We start from the raw sequence: 16459 nt of genomic DNA on the forward strand, positions 1-16459 counted from the left end.
AGCTGGTTGACGCTCCAGGCTGTCGCTTCCTTGGGAACGCCGGCCTTCATCGCCGCCTGGCGAGCCGGGTTCTGGCCTTCGCCAGCCTGCAGGACCTGGCCAAGGATGACCTCGTCCACCTCTTCAGGGGAAACATTTGCCCGCTCCAGCGCGCCCTTGACGGCCGCCGCCCCGAGCTCGTGAGCGGGAACCGTGCCGAAAGCACCGTTGAAGGAACCGACAGCGGTGCGCGCTGCGCTGGCGATGACGACGGAGTGTGTGGACATGGGTTCTACCTCTTCAATCAGTCAAGTCGACATCAAACGGCGCTTCGGTCATGGCCTTGATTTCGGCGATTGAGGCGCCGTCAGCCAAGCCGATCAAAGTCAATTGCGGCGGGCCGGCGCGGGCAACGCGGAAAACGCCGAGATCGGTGATGACCATATCGGTCACGCGTCTGCCGGTCAGCGGCAGGGTGCACTCGTTGAGCAGCTTGGGTTCCCCCTTGGCCACATGTTCCATGACGACGACCACGCGTTTGACGCCGGCCACGAGATCCATGGCGCCGCCCATGCCCTTCACCATCTTGCCGGGAACCATCCAGTTTGCCAGGTCGCCGCTTTGGGAAACCTGCATCGCGCCGAGGATCGACAGATCGATATGTCCGCCCCGGATCATCGCAAAACTGTCGGCGGAAGAAAAATAGCTGGTTTTCGAAAGCTGCGTGATCGTCTGCTTGCCGGCATTGATCAGATCCGCATCTTCTTCCCCTTCAAAAGGAAAGGGCCCCATTCCAAGCATGCCGTTCTCGCTCTGGAGCGTTACCTCCATCCCCTCGGGAATGAAGTTGGCGACCAGCGTTGGAATGCCGATCCCGAGATTGACGTAGAAGCCGTCCTGCAGTTCGCGGGCGGCGCGGGCCGCCATTTGTTCGCGCGTCCAGGCCATGTCAGGCGACCTCTCTCTGTCTTGTTCTTATCGTACGCTGCTCGATGAGCTTTTCCGCAGCAGGCACATGAACGATCTTCTGAACGAAGATGCCGGGCGTATGGATATGGTCAGGATCGATCTCACCGGCTGGCACCAGATGTTCGACCTCGGCGACCGTCAGATGGGCAGCCGTTGCCATCACGGGATTGAAATTGCGTGCCGTCTTCCGGTAGACGAGATTGCCTTCCAGGTCCCCCTTCCAGGCATGCACGAGGGCGATGTCCGCTACCAGGCCTGTCTCAATGACATAATCGTCTTCACCAAAGCGACGCACTTCCTTGCCTTCGGCAATCAGCGTGCCAACGCCTGTCTTCGTGAAGAATGCCGGAATGCCAGCGCCGCCGGCCCTAATCCGCTCGGCAAGCGTGCCTTGCGGATTGAACTCCAGCTCTAAGGTCCCGGAGAGGAACTGTTCGGCAAACAGCTTGTTCTCACCCACATAGGATGAGATCATTTTCCTGATCTGCCGGGTTTCAAGGAGGATACCCAATCCATATCCGTCGACGCCGGCATTGTTGGAGATAACCGTAAGGTCTCTGACCCCCGACAGGCGGATCGCCTCGATCAGACTGGTCGGGATGCCACAGAGGCCGAAGCCGCCGGACATGATCGTCATGCCGTTGACCAGTGCTCCGGCCAGCGCTTCCGTCGCGCTTGAAGTCAGCTTCCTCATAGGGTCCTCACGCTGGTTCTTTGGCCGTATGGTTCAATCGCCAATTCGGCCTTGGCTTCGTCAAGGCTGCCGGTGAGATCAGAAATCGACACGATCGCCGCCTTTGAGTGCAAGGATCGATCGGGCCTCTGTCGGGCTTGCAACCTCAAGACCCAGTTCTTCGATCAGTGTTTTCACCTTGGAAACCTGTTGGGCATTGCTCTCGGCAAGCTTGCCGGCACCGATCCAGAGGGAATCCTCAAGCCCAACGCGAACATTACCGCCCATGGCGATCGACATGGCCGCAATGCTCATCTGGTTGCGCCCCGCACCGAGCACCGACCAGTTGTAATCGTCGCCGAACAGCCGGTCGGCGGTCCGTTTCATCATCATCACATCCTCGGGATGACTGCCTATGCCGCCGAGGAGGCCAAAGACGCTCTGGATAAAGAAGGGCGGCTTGACAAGGCCGCGGTCGACGAAATGGGAAAGCGTGTAAAGGTGGCCGATATCGTAGCATTCGATCTCGAAACGCGTGCCGTTGTCGGCGCATGTTGTCAGGATCTTCTCGATATCCGCAAACGTATTCTTGAAAATCCGCTCCCTGGAGCCCTCGAGATAGGGTTGCTCCCAGTCATGCCTGAACGACTTGAAGCGCTGCAGCATCGGAAACAGGCCGAAATTCATCGATCCCATATTGAGGGAGGCGACCTCGGGTTTGAACGTGGCGACCGGCTTTAGTCTTTCCTCGACGGTCATGGTCTGAGAGCCACCGGTGGTGATGTTGATGACAACGTCGGATTTCTGCTTGATCACTTTCAGGAAAGGCGCGAAGGCTTCGAGACTCTGGTCGGGCTGTCCACTCTCCGGGTTTCGGGCGTGAAGATGCACGATCGCCGCCCCTGCTTCTGCCGCACCGATTGCGGCTTCGGCTATCTGTTCGGCGGTGATCGGAAGATGCGGCGACATCGATGGTGTATGGATCGATCCAGTGACGGCGCAGGTGATGATGACTTTGCGAGGGGGCATGCGTACTCCTCCAATTCTCGAATGCTGATGTTGTCAGGCGTTTCGTGTCCAGGGTACTGCGCCGGTCAGTACAGGTGCTTTGGCCTTCCCGCCCGCGACCGGCCCCTTGTTCAGCATGGTCAGCAGGTGGTTGCGCCATGAGGCGAGATACAGGGCACGCCCTTGCGCCCCGACGCGCGGCGTGCCGTAACAGATGAAAGGTTCCTCCGGCGCAAGGCCCATGTAATCGAGCGTCAGCCGCTGGACCGGCCAGAGCACCCTGTCGATGTCGCCATAAACACCGTCGGCGGTGAAGCGGGCGGATGTGCCGCCCGTCGTTACGCAAAGAAGACTTCGCTTGCCCTTGAAGAGACCGTTTTCGAAGCGGGCACTGTCGACATAGGCAAAGCCATAGGCAAGGACGCGATCGATCCAGCCCTTGAGGATGGCTGGTGGGCCGCCCCACCAGAGCGGGAAAAGAAAAACGATGGCGTCAGCACTTTCGATGCGGGCCTGCTCACGCGTGATCTCGCCCGAAAATCCTTCCCCTTGAACGGCGTGCAGCTGTTCGCTCTGGTAATGAAAGCGTGCCGCATCCGCAATTTCCTGGAAATCATGCCGTCCTGCGACCGGGTTGAAGCCTTCCGCATAGAGGTCGGAGACGATCACCTCGTGTCCGGCAGCTTCGATTGTCTCGACTGCTCCCTGCCTGAGTGCTGCACAGAAGGACGTCGGTTCCGGGTGAGCCAAGACAATCAGAACCCTCATGACGGCTCAGGCTGCCAGATTGAGCAGGCGGGCAGAGTTGTCGCCGATCAGGGTGCGGATATCCTGATGCGAAAACTGCATGTCGAGCAGAGCGCGCACGATCTGACGGTAGCCTTCGAGCGGACGCGGGGCGCCGAGCAGACCGAGATCGGAGCACAGGCAGGTCCTGTCGATGCCCGCGATCTCGATCAGATGCTGCAGATAGCTTGGCTCGTACTGGTTGCCGGATCCGTCGATGAACATGCATATCGAATGCTCCATATAGGCGCCAAGCGAAACCAGTCCTCTGATATCTTCGTCCGAGCACCCGACGATATAGGTCGGGTGATTGACGAGCATCTTCCTGACACCGCGCTTCCTGGCCTCTTCGAACAGCACGAAGAGCTCGCTCGCCTCAAGATGCCCGCCGGCGAGAATGATGTCGCCTTCAGCGATCAGGTCGAGAACCTTTTTCGCGTCGTCGCTTACCTCGCCGTTTGCGTCCAATGCGGTCAGCGGCGTCGGATCGAGCATCTTCTGCGCTGTCTTTGGGAAGCTCTTGGCCTCGGTCAGCCCCTTGCGGATATGGTTGGCTGCCGCAAGGGTCGGCATCCACACGATCTTGCCGCCGATCTTGATGGCATGATCGACCGCGTAAGGATTGATGCCGCCGCTCGCATTGTTGAGCGCGATGCCGGAGAAGAGCTTGACACCGGTGTCGGGATAGATGGTCTCCAGGATTTTCGCATGTGGTGTGCCGAGATAGAAATGGTCCTTGTAGAGCAGAGCGCGAAACCCAGCATCAGCGGCGTCCTGCATCGCCTCACGATGATCGAGAACGCGCGGCATGGCCGCCGGCCCGCTGTGGCAGTGCAGATCGACCGCCCCTTTCAGCAATGCCTCGACTTCTTCGTCCCGCGAGCCGTTGGAGCCCCGTTCAACCTTATCAACCAGCATGTCTCTTCTCCTCACCAAATTGAGCCTGAGCGGGATGCGTTAAGCCGCAGTCCCGGCCTTCAGCCTGCTTTCTGCAATTTCTCGGAAATCCGTCAGAACCTGTCCTGCCGCCTGCCGCATCAGGCCCTGGTCGGACGAAACGATGAAGGACGTGATGCCAAGCGTGCGAAACGCCGCAGTTTCGGCGATTGACCCGACCATAACGCAGACCGGCTTGCCGGCCGCAATGGCAGCCTTGGCGATCTTTTCCGTCGCGGCCTGCACCTGCGGCGAGGCCGGCGACTGAGCACCCATCGCCACGCAAAGATCGCCACGGCCGACAAAGACACCATCCAGGCCGTCGACGGCGACGATGTCGTCGATGACATCCAGAGCCTCGGGATCTTCGATCATTGCGATCACCGTGATCGACCTGTCCTGATCCTCCACATGCGGCCACATGCCGACTGCGCCATAATGTCCTGCGCGGGGCGAGTTGGAAAAACCCCGCGATCCGCCCTTGTAGCGGCAGGCCGACACGACCGCTCTGGCCTTCTCGACGTTCATCACATGCGGCACGAGGACACCGGCTGCGCCGTCGTCAAGCACGGCCAACAATTTTGAGGCCGTCGGCTCGGCGACGCGCACGATTCCGGCCGTCCCAACGGCGCGCGCGGCAAGCAAGCCGTTGTCGATGGTGACCCGGTCGAATGGCGCATGTTCCTCGTCGATTACGACGAAATCGAATCCCATGCCGCCCAGGATTTCGATAGAGTGCGTGGTCGGTGTTTTGATGAACGAACCGAGAAGTGTCTCCCGGCTGAGAAACCGTTGGCGAAAGCGCGTTGGCAGAGCTGTTGACACGAGCTCGAATCCTCCCTATCGTTTCGATGATCAGAACATCATTCTGATTTTGAAAGTTTGTACACCTGCGGCCTGGGGGTATGTCAAGACCCATGCGTGCGATTTGAATGAGGGAGGGCTTATGCCCCGTATGGAAGGCAAGGATGGCGACGGTGTTCAGGCTGTCCAGCTCGCATTGAGTATTATCGAATATCTCGCGAAGGAACGGCAGGCTGTCGGGGTGACAACGCTTGCGCAGGCGCTCGGAACGACGAAGAGCCGTATTCATCGCTATCTGCAGACCCTTGTTCAGCAAGGCTATATCGTTCAGCCCAGCGGTTCGGATCGTTATGAAAGCGGCCCGCGTCTCGTTGCGCTCGGCAGGGCGGTCAGCGACAACCTCGATCTTACGCACGTGGCTGCCGACCCGCTGATGGAACTCAGGGATGCGCTCGGCCATTCGGCCGTGGTCTCTCAGATGACGCCGGACGGAATGCGCGTACTGGCGGCGGTTCCGGGCCGCTCTCCCATAGAAATCGGCGTTCGCGCCGGTTCTATTCTGACCTTTACCAGTTCCGCGCAGGGCAAGGCGGCGCTCGCCTTTGCCTCGGAGGAGTTTCGCGGTCGTGTTCTTCGGGGAAAGTTTGAGATCTTCACGCCGCACACGATCATGAGTCCGTCGGCCCTGAGCGCCGAGCTGGAAAGGATCAGGGCGCAAGGTTGGGCAACGGCTCCCAATCAGACCGCCATCGGGCTCAACACGCTGGCTGCGCCGATCTTTGATTCCGCGGGCGCGGTCTGCGGCGCCGTCGGGGTCGTCGACATGATCCAGTTCATCGGAGAAATCCCTTCCGAAGATCAGCGGCAGCGCACAATGGCGGCCGCACGGCGCGTCTCGCATGCGCTTGGCTGCCCGAATCTCTAATCACAGCGGCGCATGGACGCCGTGCGGGCTTGACAAGGAAAAGTTTGCAAATATTCTTATCAGCGAAACGTTGTTTCAATAAGTAGGACACCCGGAGGAATGGGGCTTGTCTTGGGAGGAGGAAAAGTGACGGTTCGCAATTGGTGCTTGGCTTTGGCCATCGGTACAATGTTGTCCGGCCCTGTGCAGGCCGAGGATACGTTCAAGATTGGGTCGTCGGTCGGATTGACCGGCTATGCGGCGGTCATCGATCGCGCCTGGCGCGACGGGCTCGCCATCGGCGCCGAGGTGCTGAATGAAAAGGGCGGTATCCTCGGTCAGAAAATAGAGATCATCACCGAGGACAATCATTCCCAGCCGCAGGATGCGGTTGTCGGCTATCGCAAGATGATTTCAAGTGACGAGGTCAATCTTTTCGACAGCGGATGCGTATCGGCCGGCAATTTCGCGGCGGCCTCCTTTGTCATGCAGGCGAAGCTGCCGATGTATCTTTGCTCGATCCTGCCAAAGCGGATCAACGAGCAGGAATGGGCCTTCAGCTTCCTGGCGCCGCCAAAGTATGAGATGGAGTCACGCTATCGCTACCTCAAGGAAAAGACATCGATCCGCAAGATCGGGCTTCTTTACGATCCGACGCCCTATGCTCTGATGATGAAGGATCTTGGCGTCGAACTCGCCAAGGAATACGGGCTAGAGGTCGTGGCGCAGGAAACCTACAAGGCCGACGACAGCGATATGACAGTCCAGCTGGGGCGCATCAACGCAGCCGGAGGGGGGGCGGTCGTCAAGATCGGTCAGGGCGGGTCGACGGTGACCGCGGCCAAGAACATCAAACAGCTTGGCCTGGATAAGATGTTGCTGCTTTCCAGCAACGATGACGGCTCCATCTTCAAGCAGGCAGGAGAGGTCTTGTCCGACCGCTTCCTGTTCGTGGCGCCTCCGGTGCAATTGCCAAAGCAGTTGAAGGCTGGTCCGACCAAGGATGCCGTCGAAGCATTCCTCAAATATTGGACGCCGAAATATCCCGATCGCGACCCGACTAATAGCGCCCGAGCCTTTGATAGCATGATGGTGCTGGCAAAGGCGGCGGAGATCGCCAAATCGACCGATGGCGAGGCGCTGCGCGATGCGACCGAGAAGGTGCCGTCCTATACCGGCGCCTACGCATCGTTCAATTTTTCTCACGATCAGCATGTCGGCATCACGGAGAACCCCTTCCTGATCGGCAAATATGCTGGCGGCGAACTGGTGCTTGCCGAATGAGCGGGGATGCGGTCGGCGCGAAGGATACCCCTCTGCTCGAAGCGAGGGATATCTCAGCCAGCTACGGACATGTGCAGGCTTTGAAGCCCACGAGCCTGCATATTTCCGAGGGAGAGCTGGTGACCATTCTCGGGCCGAATGGTGCGGGCAAGACGACGCTGATGCGTGCGTTGACGCGTCTGACGGTGCGCAAGGGGGCGATATTTTTCCGCGGCGAGGACGTCAGCGGATTATCGACCCACAAGCTTGCGCAGCGCGGCATCGTCATGGTGCAGGAGGGCAGGGGCCTGTTCCCGCTCATGAGCGTGCGGGAAAACCTGGTCATCGGCGGCTATCTGCATGCCGGAGAGTCGGACAAGCAGATGGAGAGCGTATTTGAACTCTTTCCGCGTCTGCGCGAACGGCTGGGACAGATCGCCGGTTCGCTCTCGGGCGGTGAACAGCAGATGCTGGCGATCGGCCGTGCCCTCATGGCCAAGCCGAAACTACTCATGCTCGACGAGCCGTCACTGGGTCTCGCGCCGCGGGTGGCATCGGAGATTCTCGGCACCCTTAGCGAACTCAATCGTCGCGGAATTGGCATTCTGCTCGTCGAGCAAAAGGCGCCCTTGGCGCTGAAGCTCGCGCAGCGGGTCTATGTCATCTCGCTTGGAACGATCGTCGCAGAACTCAAGACAGATGAGATTAAATCGCATCATGACCTCGCACGCTATTACCTCCATTGAGCCGGCGGCAAGCCGCTGGCCATCGATGCTGCCGGTCATTGCCGTACTGGTTCTGGCAGCACTGGGATTGTTGTCGAGCGACTACATCGTCACCGTACTCGGCTTCGCATTCATCTACACGATATTCTGCACCGGGCTCAATTTCTTCATGGGCTACACGGGCCAGGCCTCGTTCGGTCAAAGCGCGTTTGCCGCCATCGGCGGCTATGGAAGCGCCATCCTATGCACCGATTATGGCTGGGAACCGCTTCTGGCGCTCCTCGTGACGATGGCTATATCGGGTGTGGCGGCAGTTGTCGTCGGTTACCCGACGCTGCGCCTGCGCGGTCACTATCTCGCCATGGCGACCTTCGCACTCGGCCTCATCGTCTATGAGATCAGCATCGAGTGGACGAGCCTGACGCAGGGCTATATGGGCTATTCGGGCGTGCCGCCCCTCGGTATCGCGGGATACGAGCTCCTTACGGTCAAACATCAGCTCGTGGCGCTCGTCGTCCTCGCCCTGTTCGGCATCGGCGTGGCTAGCCGCCTGCGGCAGTCGCGCTTCGGGCGAGCGCTTGCTGCGATCGCCGGCAGCGAACAGGCAGCAACCGCGCTCGGCATCAACATCGCCCGCTACAAGCTCATCGCCTTCGTCATAGCCGCGCTCTACGCCTCCGCGGCCGGCTCGCTGTTTTCGCATTTCATCGGCTTTATCAGCCCCGAGGTCTTCGGGACGACGATGGTCGTGCAAAGCTTTGCCATGCTCTATCTCGGCGGCATCGGAACGACGTGGGGTCCGCTCGTCGGCGCCATTGTCGTCTCGGTCCTGCCGGAGGCCTTGCGCGGCCTGAAGGAAATGCAGGACATCGCCTATACAGCCATCCTCATCTTGATCCTCATTTTTGCGCCGCGGGGCATGGCTGGCCTGTGGGTCCTCTTCAAATGGCCAAACAGGCCGACCAAAGGAGGAGCCTGATCATGGCACTGCTTTCCGTTCGTGAAGAGACGAAGCGTTTCGGTGGCCTGCTTGCCAATCAGTCCATCTCCTTCGATGTTGAGGAGGGAGAACTGCTCGCGGTGATCGGCCCCAACGGGGCCGGCAAGACGACGTTGTTCAACGTCATCTCAGGCTTCTTTCCTCCAACTACGGGCTCGATCCATTTCGACGGCAAGGAGATCACGGGCCTCTCCTCTCATAGCGTCGCATCGGCCGGCCTCGTTCGGACCTACCAACTCGTCCAGCTTTTCAAGCATCTGACGGTTGCCGAGAATGTCGAGATCGGCAGCCATAGGGTCACGCGCGGCGGTGTTTTCTCCGCCCTGTTCCGCCCGGATTGGATGCGCCGGCAGGAGAAGAGCGTCAGCGAAGGCGCGCGCGAACTCCTGCGCTTCGTCGGCCTGGAAAATCAGGCGGACCTTCAGGCCGACAAGCTGCCCTATGGCCGGCAGCGGCTGCTCGAGGTGGCGCGGGCGCTAGCGGCAAAACCGCGGCTTCTGTTGCTCGACGAGCCGGCAGCCGGCCTCAATACACAGGAAACCGAAGCGCTGGCGGAAGTCATCAAACGCATCCACCAGGGCGGGACGACGGTGATCCTCATCGAGCACGACATGAGCCTCGTCATGAAGATCGCGCAACGCATCGTCGTCCTCGATTTTGGAAAGAAGATCGCCGAAGGCACGCCGGATGAGATCAAGGTCCATCCCGACGTCATTGCGGCTTACCTCGGCGGAACGGAGATGGCTGATGCCTAGCATGATCGAATTCCTTCAAAGCATCGTCAACGGCGTCGGGGTCGGGCTCATCTACGGTCTCGTCGGGATCGGATTCTGCGTCATCTACAATGCAAGCGGCATCGTGAACTTCGCACAGGGCGTGTTCGTCATGCTTGGCGGCATGGTCTGCCAGGTTCTGCTCGGCGAGCTCGGAGTGCCGCTGGTGCTCGCGATCGTCTTGACCATTCCGCTCGTTGCGGTGTCAGGCATGGCGATGGAGCTTTTGATCGTCCGGCCGATGATGCATCGCGGCGCGACGCTCTTTGCGATCATTCTCGCGACCCTGGCGTCGCAGATCATGATCGAACGCATCACGCTTTTGACGTTCGGCGACCGTCCGCGCACGTTCGAAGAGTTCACCCCTGGCGGACCATTGAAAATCGGCGACCTCGCCATCGGTTATCAGCTCTTCTGGATCCTCGGGTGCGGCGCGCTTCTCGTCGTACTCCTATGGCTATTCTTCACGAGAACGCGGACCGGACGGGCGCTGCGTGCCTGCTCGCAGAACCGGGAGGCGGCTCAGTTGCTCGGCATTCCGGTCGCCCGCATGATGCTCGTCGCCTTCGCATTGAGCGCTGCGCTGGGTGCGATCGCGGGCATCCTGGTCACGCCGACGCAGTATACCGCCTACAATGTCGGTACGCCCTTCGGCGTCAACGGTTTCATCGCCGCGATCATCGGCGGCTTCGGGCGGGCAGGTGGGGCTCTCGCCGGTGGCCTTCTGCTCGGCATCCTGCAGGCGCTTGCGATTGTCATGCTGGGAGCCGGCTTCAAGAATGTCGCGGCGCTCAGCGTGCTCCTCCTCGTCCTGCTTCTCTTCCCCAATGGGATATTTGCCGGTTACGGCCCCGGTGCGAAATCGCATTGACGGGCATCAGATTGGAAAAGGAAAATGCCGATGTACAACAGCAGTGATCCCCGCTCGTCACTGGCAACGGCCAGGACAGGGCCGTCGGCCACGGATTTCGCCGCGGCAGAATATCTGAAATTCTATGAGACGGCACCGCAGGAGGACGATTCCAACGGCAAGACGTGGCTGGGGCGGGGACAGAATTTCATCATTGCCCACAGCGAGGCACGGCCCGGGGCGACCTTCGGCCGGAAGGGGCAGGTCGACGAATATGCCGTCCTTCTGCCCGATGCAAAGTCGTCGGCGACGATCACGTGGCAGGGCAGGACGGAAACGGTGTCTGGTTATTCGCTGGCCTTCGTGCCGCCGGGCGACAGCACGGTCGTCATGCCGGAAGGCGGGCGCCTGGTGCGCATGTTCTCGTCGCGATCGGAAGACCTGGCGCTGGCCTGCATCAATGCCGCCGCCTATGCCACACATCACCCGAACATCCCACCATTTCAGCCCTGGCCCGAGCCCAAGGACGGGTACCGGGTGCGAACCTATTCGCTCGATGTGCCGGACGAGCCGGGCCGTTTCGGCCGCATCTGGCGCTGCACGACTTTCATGGTCAATGTCTTGCCGCAGGAGAGGGGTCCGCGCGACATCACCAAGCTCTCGCCCCATTACCATGACGATTTCGAACAATGCTCGCTGGCGCTTGAAGGATCCTATACACATCACATCCGTTGGCCGTGGACGCCGAACCTCCATGCTTGGCGCGCCGATGACCATGAACTCTGCGGCTCCCCCTCAGTCACCGTCATCCCGCCGCCGGCGATACACACCTCCCGCGGCATGGATGCGAATGTGAACCAGCTCGTCGACATTTTCTCGCCGCCACGGTTCGACTTCTCGGAAAAGCAAGGCTGGGTACTGAACGCCGACGACTATCCGATGCCTGACCCGAGCGGTGCTGCCCGATGAGCGCAACATTGGAAGGCAAGGTCGTGCTTGTCACCGGCGGTTCGCGCGGCATCGGTGCCGCGATCGCTCGCCGCTTCGCGTCGTTCGGCGCCTATGTCGTGGCCGGCTACCGGTCCGATCATGAGGCGGCGAACCGGCTTGCGGACGAATTGGGGGGCAGCGGCCGCAATTGTATCGCGGTGCAGGCGGATGTCGCCAATCCAGACGATATCAAGACGTTGGTGTCCTCTGCCGTCGAGCGCTTCGGCAAGATCGATGTGCTCGTCAACTGCGCGGCCGTCGGGACGTACCGTCCGCTCGGCGCGATGGATGCGCCTTTTATTCGCAGCATCCTTGAGACCAACATCATGGGAACCGTGCTGATGACTGAGGCAGTGCTTCCGCATCTGCCTTCCCCTGGCGGGCGCATCGTCAACTTTGCCTCGGCGCTCGCCTATCGGCCGATCCCCGCCAGTTCCGTCTATTCAGCCTCGAAAGCCGCGGTAGTGACGTTGACACATGCCTTCGCCAAGGAACTCGGACCGAAGGGGATCACCGTCAATGCGGTTGCGCCCGGCGTGATCGAGACGGACATGACGACCAGAATCCTGGCTGAAAGAGGCGATCAGATCCTCGCAATGACGCCGCTCGCTCGCATCGGTCAACCCGATGACATTGCCGGCATCGTCACCTTCCTTGCATCGCCGGAGGCGGGCTGGATCACCGGTCGCACCATCATCGCCGACGGCGGCGTCACGTAAACGTGGGGATGCTTCTGACGATGATCGCCGTCCCGCCCATTGACGATGCAAAGGTTCCTCGTTTGAGTTTTGCATCGGCGGTCAAATGCGGAAGGACCGCCCTCTGGAGCAAGGGTCGATCCATCATCCTGGTCGTGGATGGGCGGGAGCATGAGTTTGTCTTCGACGGCGGGCTCACCGAGGCACAGGCGCTCGCCGTGCTGAAGGCAAGCGGCCTCAGCCTCCTCAGGGAGGAGGCGCCGGGCATTGCCGTGCTTCTGACGGCAATCGCCTGCATGCTGGTTCTCGTCGTCCTCTTCCTCTTGAGGTGAGTGCAGCTTCGGCTGCAGCCTTCTCGGAATATCGAAACAGCAGCAAGATCCGCGAATAATTTTCACAAAATGCGCGCTGTTTCCTCTACCGAAACGCGATTTAATTTTTGTTCAACTCCTGAACAACAAACTCAGACTCGCTTTTGGACGCCAACAGCCGCCCGGAAAGCGCTTCGTTATTCAGCCCGTTTCTTTTCAATCTTGCGAGCTTGCGCAAACATTGCGAGTCGAACATGAAAAACCTGAAGATCTCCCATCAGCTGCTCGGCATGGTCGCCATACTTACACTGGCTTTCGCCGCTGTGACCTACTACCAGGTCCGCGCCTCGATCGCTTCAATCTACAGCGAGCGCTATGAGATGCTGCGCACGCAGGTGGAGTCGGGTATCTCTGTTCTGCAATTTTTTTACGCGCAGGAAAAGGCAGGCACGCTCAGCCACGAGGAAGCGCAGAAACAGGCCTATGCGACGGTGGCGAGCGTAAAGTATGAGCCGGCCGGTTATCTGTTCGGCATGGACTACGACACCGTCACGCGCTTCCACAGCAACCCGAAATTCGTCGGCGTCGAGCAGAAAGCCCAGCCTGGGAACACGTCGAGTGTGCCGATGGTTGAGAAAGGCAGAGCCGGCGGCGGTATCACCATTTTCTCCTGGACGAAGCCCGGCATGCCCGCGGACCAGCAATTCGAGAAAGCGGCTTATTCAAAGGCTTTCGAGCCCTGGCAGATCGTTGTGGCTACCGGCGTCTACACCGACGATCTGGATGCCAAGGTCAGCGACACCATTCTTGAAGTTGTGAGCTTCGGTCTCATCGTCTTCCTGCTAGCGATTGGTGTTGCGTTCCTTGTCATTCGCAACATCACCAAACCCCTCGCTGCCGTACACGACGCGCTGCAGGCCGTTGCCGATGAAGATGTCAGCACGGCGGTGCCGCATACCGAAATGTCAAATGAAGTTGGCAAGATGGCAAATGCCACTCAGGCGTTGCAGGAGAAGATCCGCGAGCGCAATGCCATGGCAGAGCGCGAAGACCGTCAGCGTCTGGAACTGGACCGCGAGCGCCAGCAGAACCTCGATACCCAACAGAAGGATGCAGCCGAACAGGCGCACGTCGTCTCCACGATCGGCGAGGCGCTGGAATCACTTGCCACCGGCGATCTTACCATCCGTTGCGGCGATCTCGGCGCGCGCTACGAACAACTGCGCCATAATTTCAATGAGGCGTTGGTTCATCTGGAAGCCGCAATGACCAAGGTCAATGCCAAGGGAATCGATATCGGCGGCTCGAAGGAAGAGATCCGCCGCGCCTCCAATGAACTGTCGCAGCGCACCGAGCGCCAGGCCGCAAATCTGGAGGAAACCTCCGCCGCGCTCGACGAACTCGCGGTTACCGTCCGCCAAACCGCTGAAGGCGCCCATGAGGCTGCAGAGCGCGTGACCTTGGTAAGCGACGAAGCCATCCGCTCCGACAAGATCGTTGCACAGGCAATCGATGCTATGGGTGGCATCGAACATTCTTCGGAAGAAATCTCAAAGATTATTGGCGTCATCGATGATATCGCCTTCCAGACTAACCTCTTAGCCCTGAACGCTGGGGTCGAGGCTGCCCGCGCCGGCGAAAGCGGGAAAGGCTTTGCCGTTGTTGCTCAGGAAGTGCGTGAACTGGCACAGCGCTCCGCGGCAGCCGCCAAGGAGATCAAGGATCAAATCTCGCGCTCCTCCGGCCAGGTGCAAAACGGCGTGCGTCTCGTCGGCCAGACGGGTGAAGCTCTGAAGCGCATCTCCGACCAGGTGAAAACCGCCAGCGAGATCGTCGGCAAGATTGCTCACTCGGCGTCCGAGCAGGACACAACGCTGCGCTCGATTTCGTCATCGCTCAATCAGCTCGATGCGGCAACCCAGCACAATGCCGCCATGGCCGAGGAGACCACTGCGTCGGCCGAAGCACTGGCCGCCGATACCGACGAACTGCTGAGCCTGATCACCAAATTCCGCATCGGTAACAGCGTCACTCCTGCGTCCGACCTGCACCTGCTGGCTCAGAGAATGCGTAAAGCAAGCTGAGCCTCAGTTTGCGAAAAACCTTGACCTCTCTATCGCCTGGCGTTGAGCTTCAGTCGGCGGCAGACGCATCTCCGTGGTAAACTTCTGAACGGGAGCGGTGAAAAGATCACCGACTTCCTTCTGAAAACAAACTGACGGAAGCCGTCGCGCAGATCCTCAAGCAGATCGACAATCTTCGCGGCGACATTTGCGAGATCAAGGCGCGCAATCCGCAATAGAGCGTGGAGCCCTGCGGCACAAGCTTATTATTTCTCGGAAAGCCTCGCGAGATAGTCCCGAAGCAGTGCGGCTCGCCTTGGTCGAAAACTTCGCCCTGACCTCTTCACTTCGCTGATCCGCTCCACCCTGAACATGCGAAAATCTTCACGTAGCCCGCACCATGCAAGAACCGTCAGTGCGTGATCGGTGTACATAATGGCTAGGGGCTGGATGGCGCGCTGGCTATCGGTTCCTACCTGATCACGATAGGCAATCTCAATCGTCTCTTCCTCCCAACACGCCTGCCTGATGGCGTTCAGGTGTGGGTGTGGTCCGTAGCGACCATCGGGTCGGTATACATGGGAGATCGAATGCATCAACTGCTGTTCACGATCATCTGGCAGGGTCGCAGCAACCTTTGCCAGCACGGCCTCTGCTGCCTGTGCGAGGTCGGGATCACCCATCTGGCGCACTTCTCCGAGGCCTACAGCAATAGCCTCAATTTCCATGCGATCGAATGTTTGTGGCGGTAGCGCGTAGTCCTCGATCAGGCGGTAGCCATAACCGCGCTCTCCGTCGATCCTGGCGCCGGCAAGCCGCAACAGTTCAATATCACGATAGATGGAGCGTATCGATACGCCGCGCTCCTTCGCCAAACGCTGCGCCGTGATCGGCGGCGCCATGACGCGCATAACCTGCAGCAGCCTCAATAATCTATCCGGTCCGCTCATCGCCAACTGCCGTGAAGTGTCAGTAGGACGGCCCTATACCACGCATATTCAACTCACGCAGCAGAAGGCATCGAAATGAGCATCAAGACGGTAGCGCATATCAATTTTCGAGGCAGTGCGCGCGCGGCGCTGTCGTACTATCAGTCAGTCTTCGGTGGGGATCTCGCCCTCGTAACGCATGCCCAGATTTACGGCACGACCGATCCCCAGGAAGCCGAACTGGTTGGCTGGGGGCAAATCGTTTCGGTTGAGGGCTTTACGATCATGGCCTACGACGCACCCGCGAGCCGTGATTACGATCCGGGTAAGGCCCCATTTTTCATCTCGGTGAGCGGCGACACCGTCACCGAGATCACAGGCTACTGGGAAAAGCTGATGGTGGGCGCAACGATCGTTCAGGATCTCGCGCCGGCCGGCTGGTCACCGCTTTACGGAATGCTGAAGGACCAATTTGGCGTTACGTGGGTTCTCGACGTTCACAGCAACGAGGCGCACTGAACCAATCCAACGTGCGCCAATGACGCATGATTTCCGGATTAGTATTTTCGTATCGAGCAACTGTTCCGTTTTTGCTGAAATAGGTTGCTGACGGAAGTTCCCGCAGAGCTGTATATGAAGCTGGCGGGCAGGGTGCCGAACGCATCGCGAAGCTTTTGAAATGCGAAGCCGGAGCGGACTTTCCGATGTTGAAGGCCATGCGTCAGCGTTGCAGCTCTGAAAGAGCTGCGATTCCGCGTAAGGATACAATAAGAACTACGCTACGTGGAGAATGCGGTG

The 16459-nt window shown here is 59.6% G+C and carries 19 protein-coding genes; 11 read left to right on the plus strand and 8 right to left on the minus strand.

Annotated elements, in window-relative coordinates:
• The 7 genes from AC1D35_RS25435 to AC1D35_RS25465 form a co-directional block, all read right to left on the minus strand.
• Positions 1-266 (minus strand): thiolase family protein (locus tag AC1D35_RS25435; protein WP_477940615.1); only part of this gene is annotated, 266 nt, incomplete at its 3' end.
• Between the two features lie 13 nt (positions 267-279).
• The gene (locus AC1D35_RS25440; RefSeq protein ID WP_113299033.1) at positions 280-927 is read right to left on the minus strand and encodes a CoA transferase subunit B; all 648 of its coding nucleotides are present in this window, start codon (positions 925-927) and stop codon (positions 280-282) included.
• A gap of 1 nt (position 928) precedes the next feature.
• The gene (locus AC1D35_RS25445; RefSeq protein WP_477855498.1) at positions 929-1642 is read right to left on the minus strand and encodes a CoA transferase subunit A; all 714 of its coding nucleotides are present in this window, start codon (positions 1640-1642) and stop codon (positions 929-931) included.
• A 78-nt stretch (positions 1643-1720) separates the two neighbouring features.
• Positions 1721-2650 (minus strand): 3,5-dioxohexanoate:acetyl-CoA acetone transferase, encoded by a 930-nt coding sequence (gene kce, locus AC1D35_RS25450; RefSeq protein WP_477855499.1) that lies wholly within the window; start codon positions 2648-2650, stop codon positions 1721-1723.
• Between the two features lie 33 nt (positions 2651-2683).
• Positions 2684-3397 carry an NAD(P)H-dependent oxidoreductase gene (locus AC1D35_RS25455; RefSeq protein ID WP_477940619.1) on the minus strand — a complete coding sequence of 238 codons (714 nt, stop codon included), beginning with the start codon at positions 3395-3397 and terminating at the stop codon, positions 2684-2686.
• A gap of 6 nt (positions 3398-3403) precedes the next feature.
• The gene (locus AC1D35_RS25460) at positions 3404-4333 is read right to left on the minus strand and encodes a DUF6282 family protein (protein ID WP_113508963.1); all 930 of its coding nucleotides are present in this window, start codon (positions 4331-4333) and stop codon (positions 3404-3406) included.
• A 39-nt stretch (positions 4334-4372) separates the two neighbouring features.
• Positions 4373-5176 (minus strand): HpcH/HpaI aldolase family protein, encoded by an 804-nt coding sequence (locus tag AC1D35_RS25465; protein WP_477940621.1) that lies wholly within the window; start codon positions 5174-5176, stop codon positions 4373-4375.
• A 121-nt stretch (positions 5177-5297) separates the two neighbouring features.
• On the opposite strand from AC1D35_RS25465, the gene AC1D35_RS25470 reads away from it, so the two are divergent.
• From AC1D35_RS25470 to AC1D35_RS25515, 10 genes are all read left to right on the plus strand, one after another.
• Positions 5298-6080, plus strand: a complete 783-nt coding sequence (locus AC1D35_RS25470) for an IclR family transcriptional regulator (protein ID WP_162747183.1) — start codon at positions 5298-5300, stop codon at positions 6078-6080.
• A gap of 126 nt (positions 6081-6206) precedes the next feature.
• A complete protein-coding gene (locus AC1D35_RS25475; protein ID WP_162747182.1) occupies positions 6207-7343 on the plus strand; it encodes an ABC transporter substrate-binding protein in 1137 nt (378 codons plus the stop codon).
• Positions 7340-8068 carry an ABC transporter ATP-binding protein gene (locus tag AC1D35_RS25480; RefSeq protein WP_113508965.1) on the plus strand — a complete coding sequence of 243 codons (729 nt, stop codon included), beginning with the start codon at positions 7340-7342 and terminating at the stop codon, positions 8066-8068. The genes AC1D35_RS25475 and AC1D35_RS25480 overlap by 4 nt, the downstream gene beginning before the upstream one ends.
• The gene (locus tag AC1D35_RS25485) at positions 8040-9026 is read left to right on the plus strand and encodes a branched-chain amino acid ABC transporter permease (RefSeq protein ID WP_477855503.1); all 987 of its coding nucleotides are present in this window, start codon (positions 8040-8042) and stop codon (positions 9024-9026) included. Before AC1D35_RS25480 ends, AC1D35_RS25485 begins: the two co-directional genes overlap by 29 nt.
• 2 nt (positions 9027-9028) lie before the next feature.
• Complete coding sequence (locus AC1D35_RS25490; RefSeq protein ID WP_113299025.1) at positions 9029-9802, plus strand: ABC transporter ATP-binding protein; 774 nt, start codon at positions 9029-9031, stop codon at positions 9800-9802.
• Positions 9795-10691, plus strand: a complete 897-nt coding sequence (locus tag AC1D35_RS25495) for a branched-chain amino acid ABC transporter permease (RefSeq protein ID WP_162765479.1) — start codon at positions 9795-9797, stop codon at positions 10689-10691. Before AC1D35_RS25490 ends, AC1D35_RS25495 begins: the two co-directional genes overlap by 8 nt.
• 30 nt (positions 10692-10721) lie before the next feature.
• On the plus strand, positions 10722-11639 hold the full coding sequence (locus AC1D35_RS25500) for a cupin domain-containing protein (protein ID WP_477855504.1): 918 nt from the start codon (positions 10722-10724) through the stop codon (positions 11637-11639).
• Positions 11636-12379 (plus strand): 3-oxoacyl-ACP reductase family protein, encoded by a 744-nt coding sequence (locus AC1D35_RS25505; protein WP_113508969.1) that lies wholly within the window; start codon positions 11636-11638, stop codon positions 12377-12379. The genes AC1D35_RS25500 and AC1D35_RS25505 overlap by 4 nt, the downstream gene beginning before the upstream one ends.
• 20 nt (positions 12380-12399) lie before the next feature.
• A complete protein-coding gene (locus AC1D35_RS25510) occupies positions 12400-12690 on the plus strand; it encodes a hypothetical protein (RefSeq protein ID WP_477940629.1) in 291 nt (96 codons plus the stop codon).
• Positions 12691-12923: 233 nt separating this feature from the next.
• Positions 12924-14753 carry a methyl-accepting chemotaxis protein gene (locus tag AC1D35_RS25515; RefSeq protein ID WP_477940631.1) on the plus strand — a complete coding sequence of 610 codons (1830 nt, stop codon included), beginning with the start codon at positions 12924-12926 and terminating at the stop codon, positions 14751-14753.
• 245 nt (positions 14754-14998) lie between these two features.
• Here the strand turns inward: AC1D35_RS25515 and AC1D35_RS25520 are convergent, their stop codons facing one another.
• Positions 14999-15682, minus strand: a complete 684-nt coding sequence (locus AC1D35_RS25520; RefSeq protein ID WP_477855508.1) for a helix-turn-helix transcriptional regulator — start codon at positions 15680-15682, stop codon at positions 14999-15001.
• A 75-nt stretch (positions 15683-15757) separates the two neighbouring features.
• Here AC1D35_RS25520 and AC1D35_RS25525 point away from each other — a divergent pair, with 75 nt between their 5' ends.
• Entirely contained in the window at positions 15758-16180 is a 423-nt protein-coding gene (locus AC1D35_RS25525) for a VOC family protein (protein WP_477855509.1), read from the plus strand.
• Positions 16181-16459 lie beyond the last annotated feature (279 nt).

This window comes from Rhizobium sp. P1_E6, from assembly GCF_056405875.1.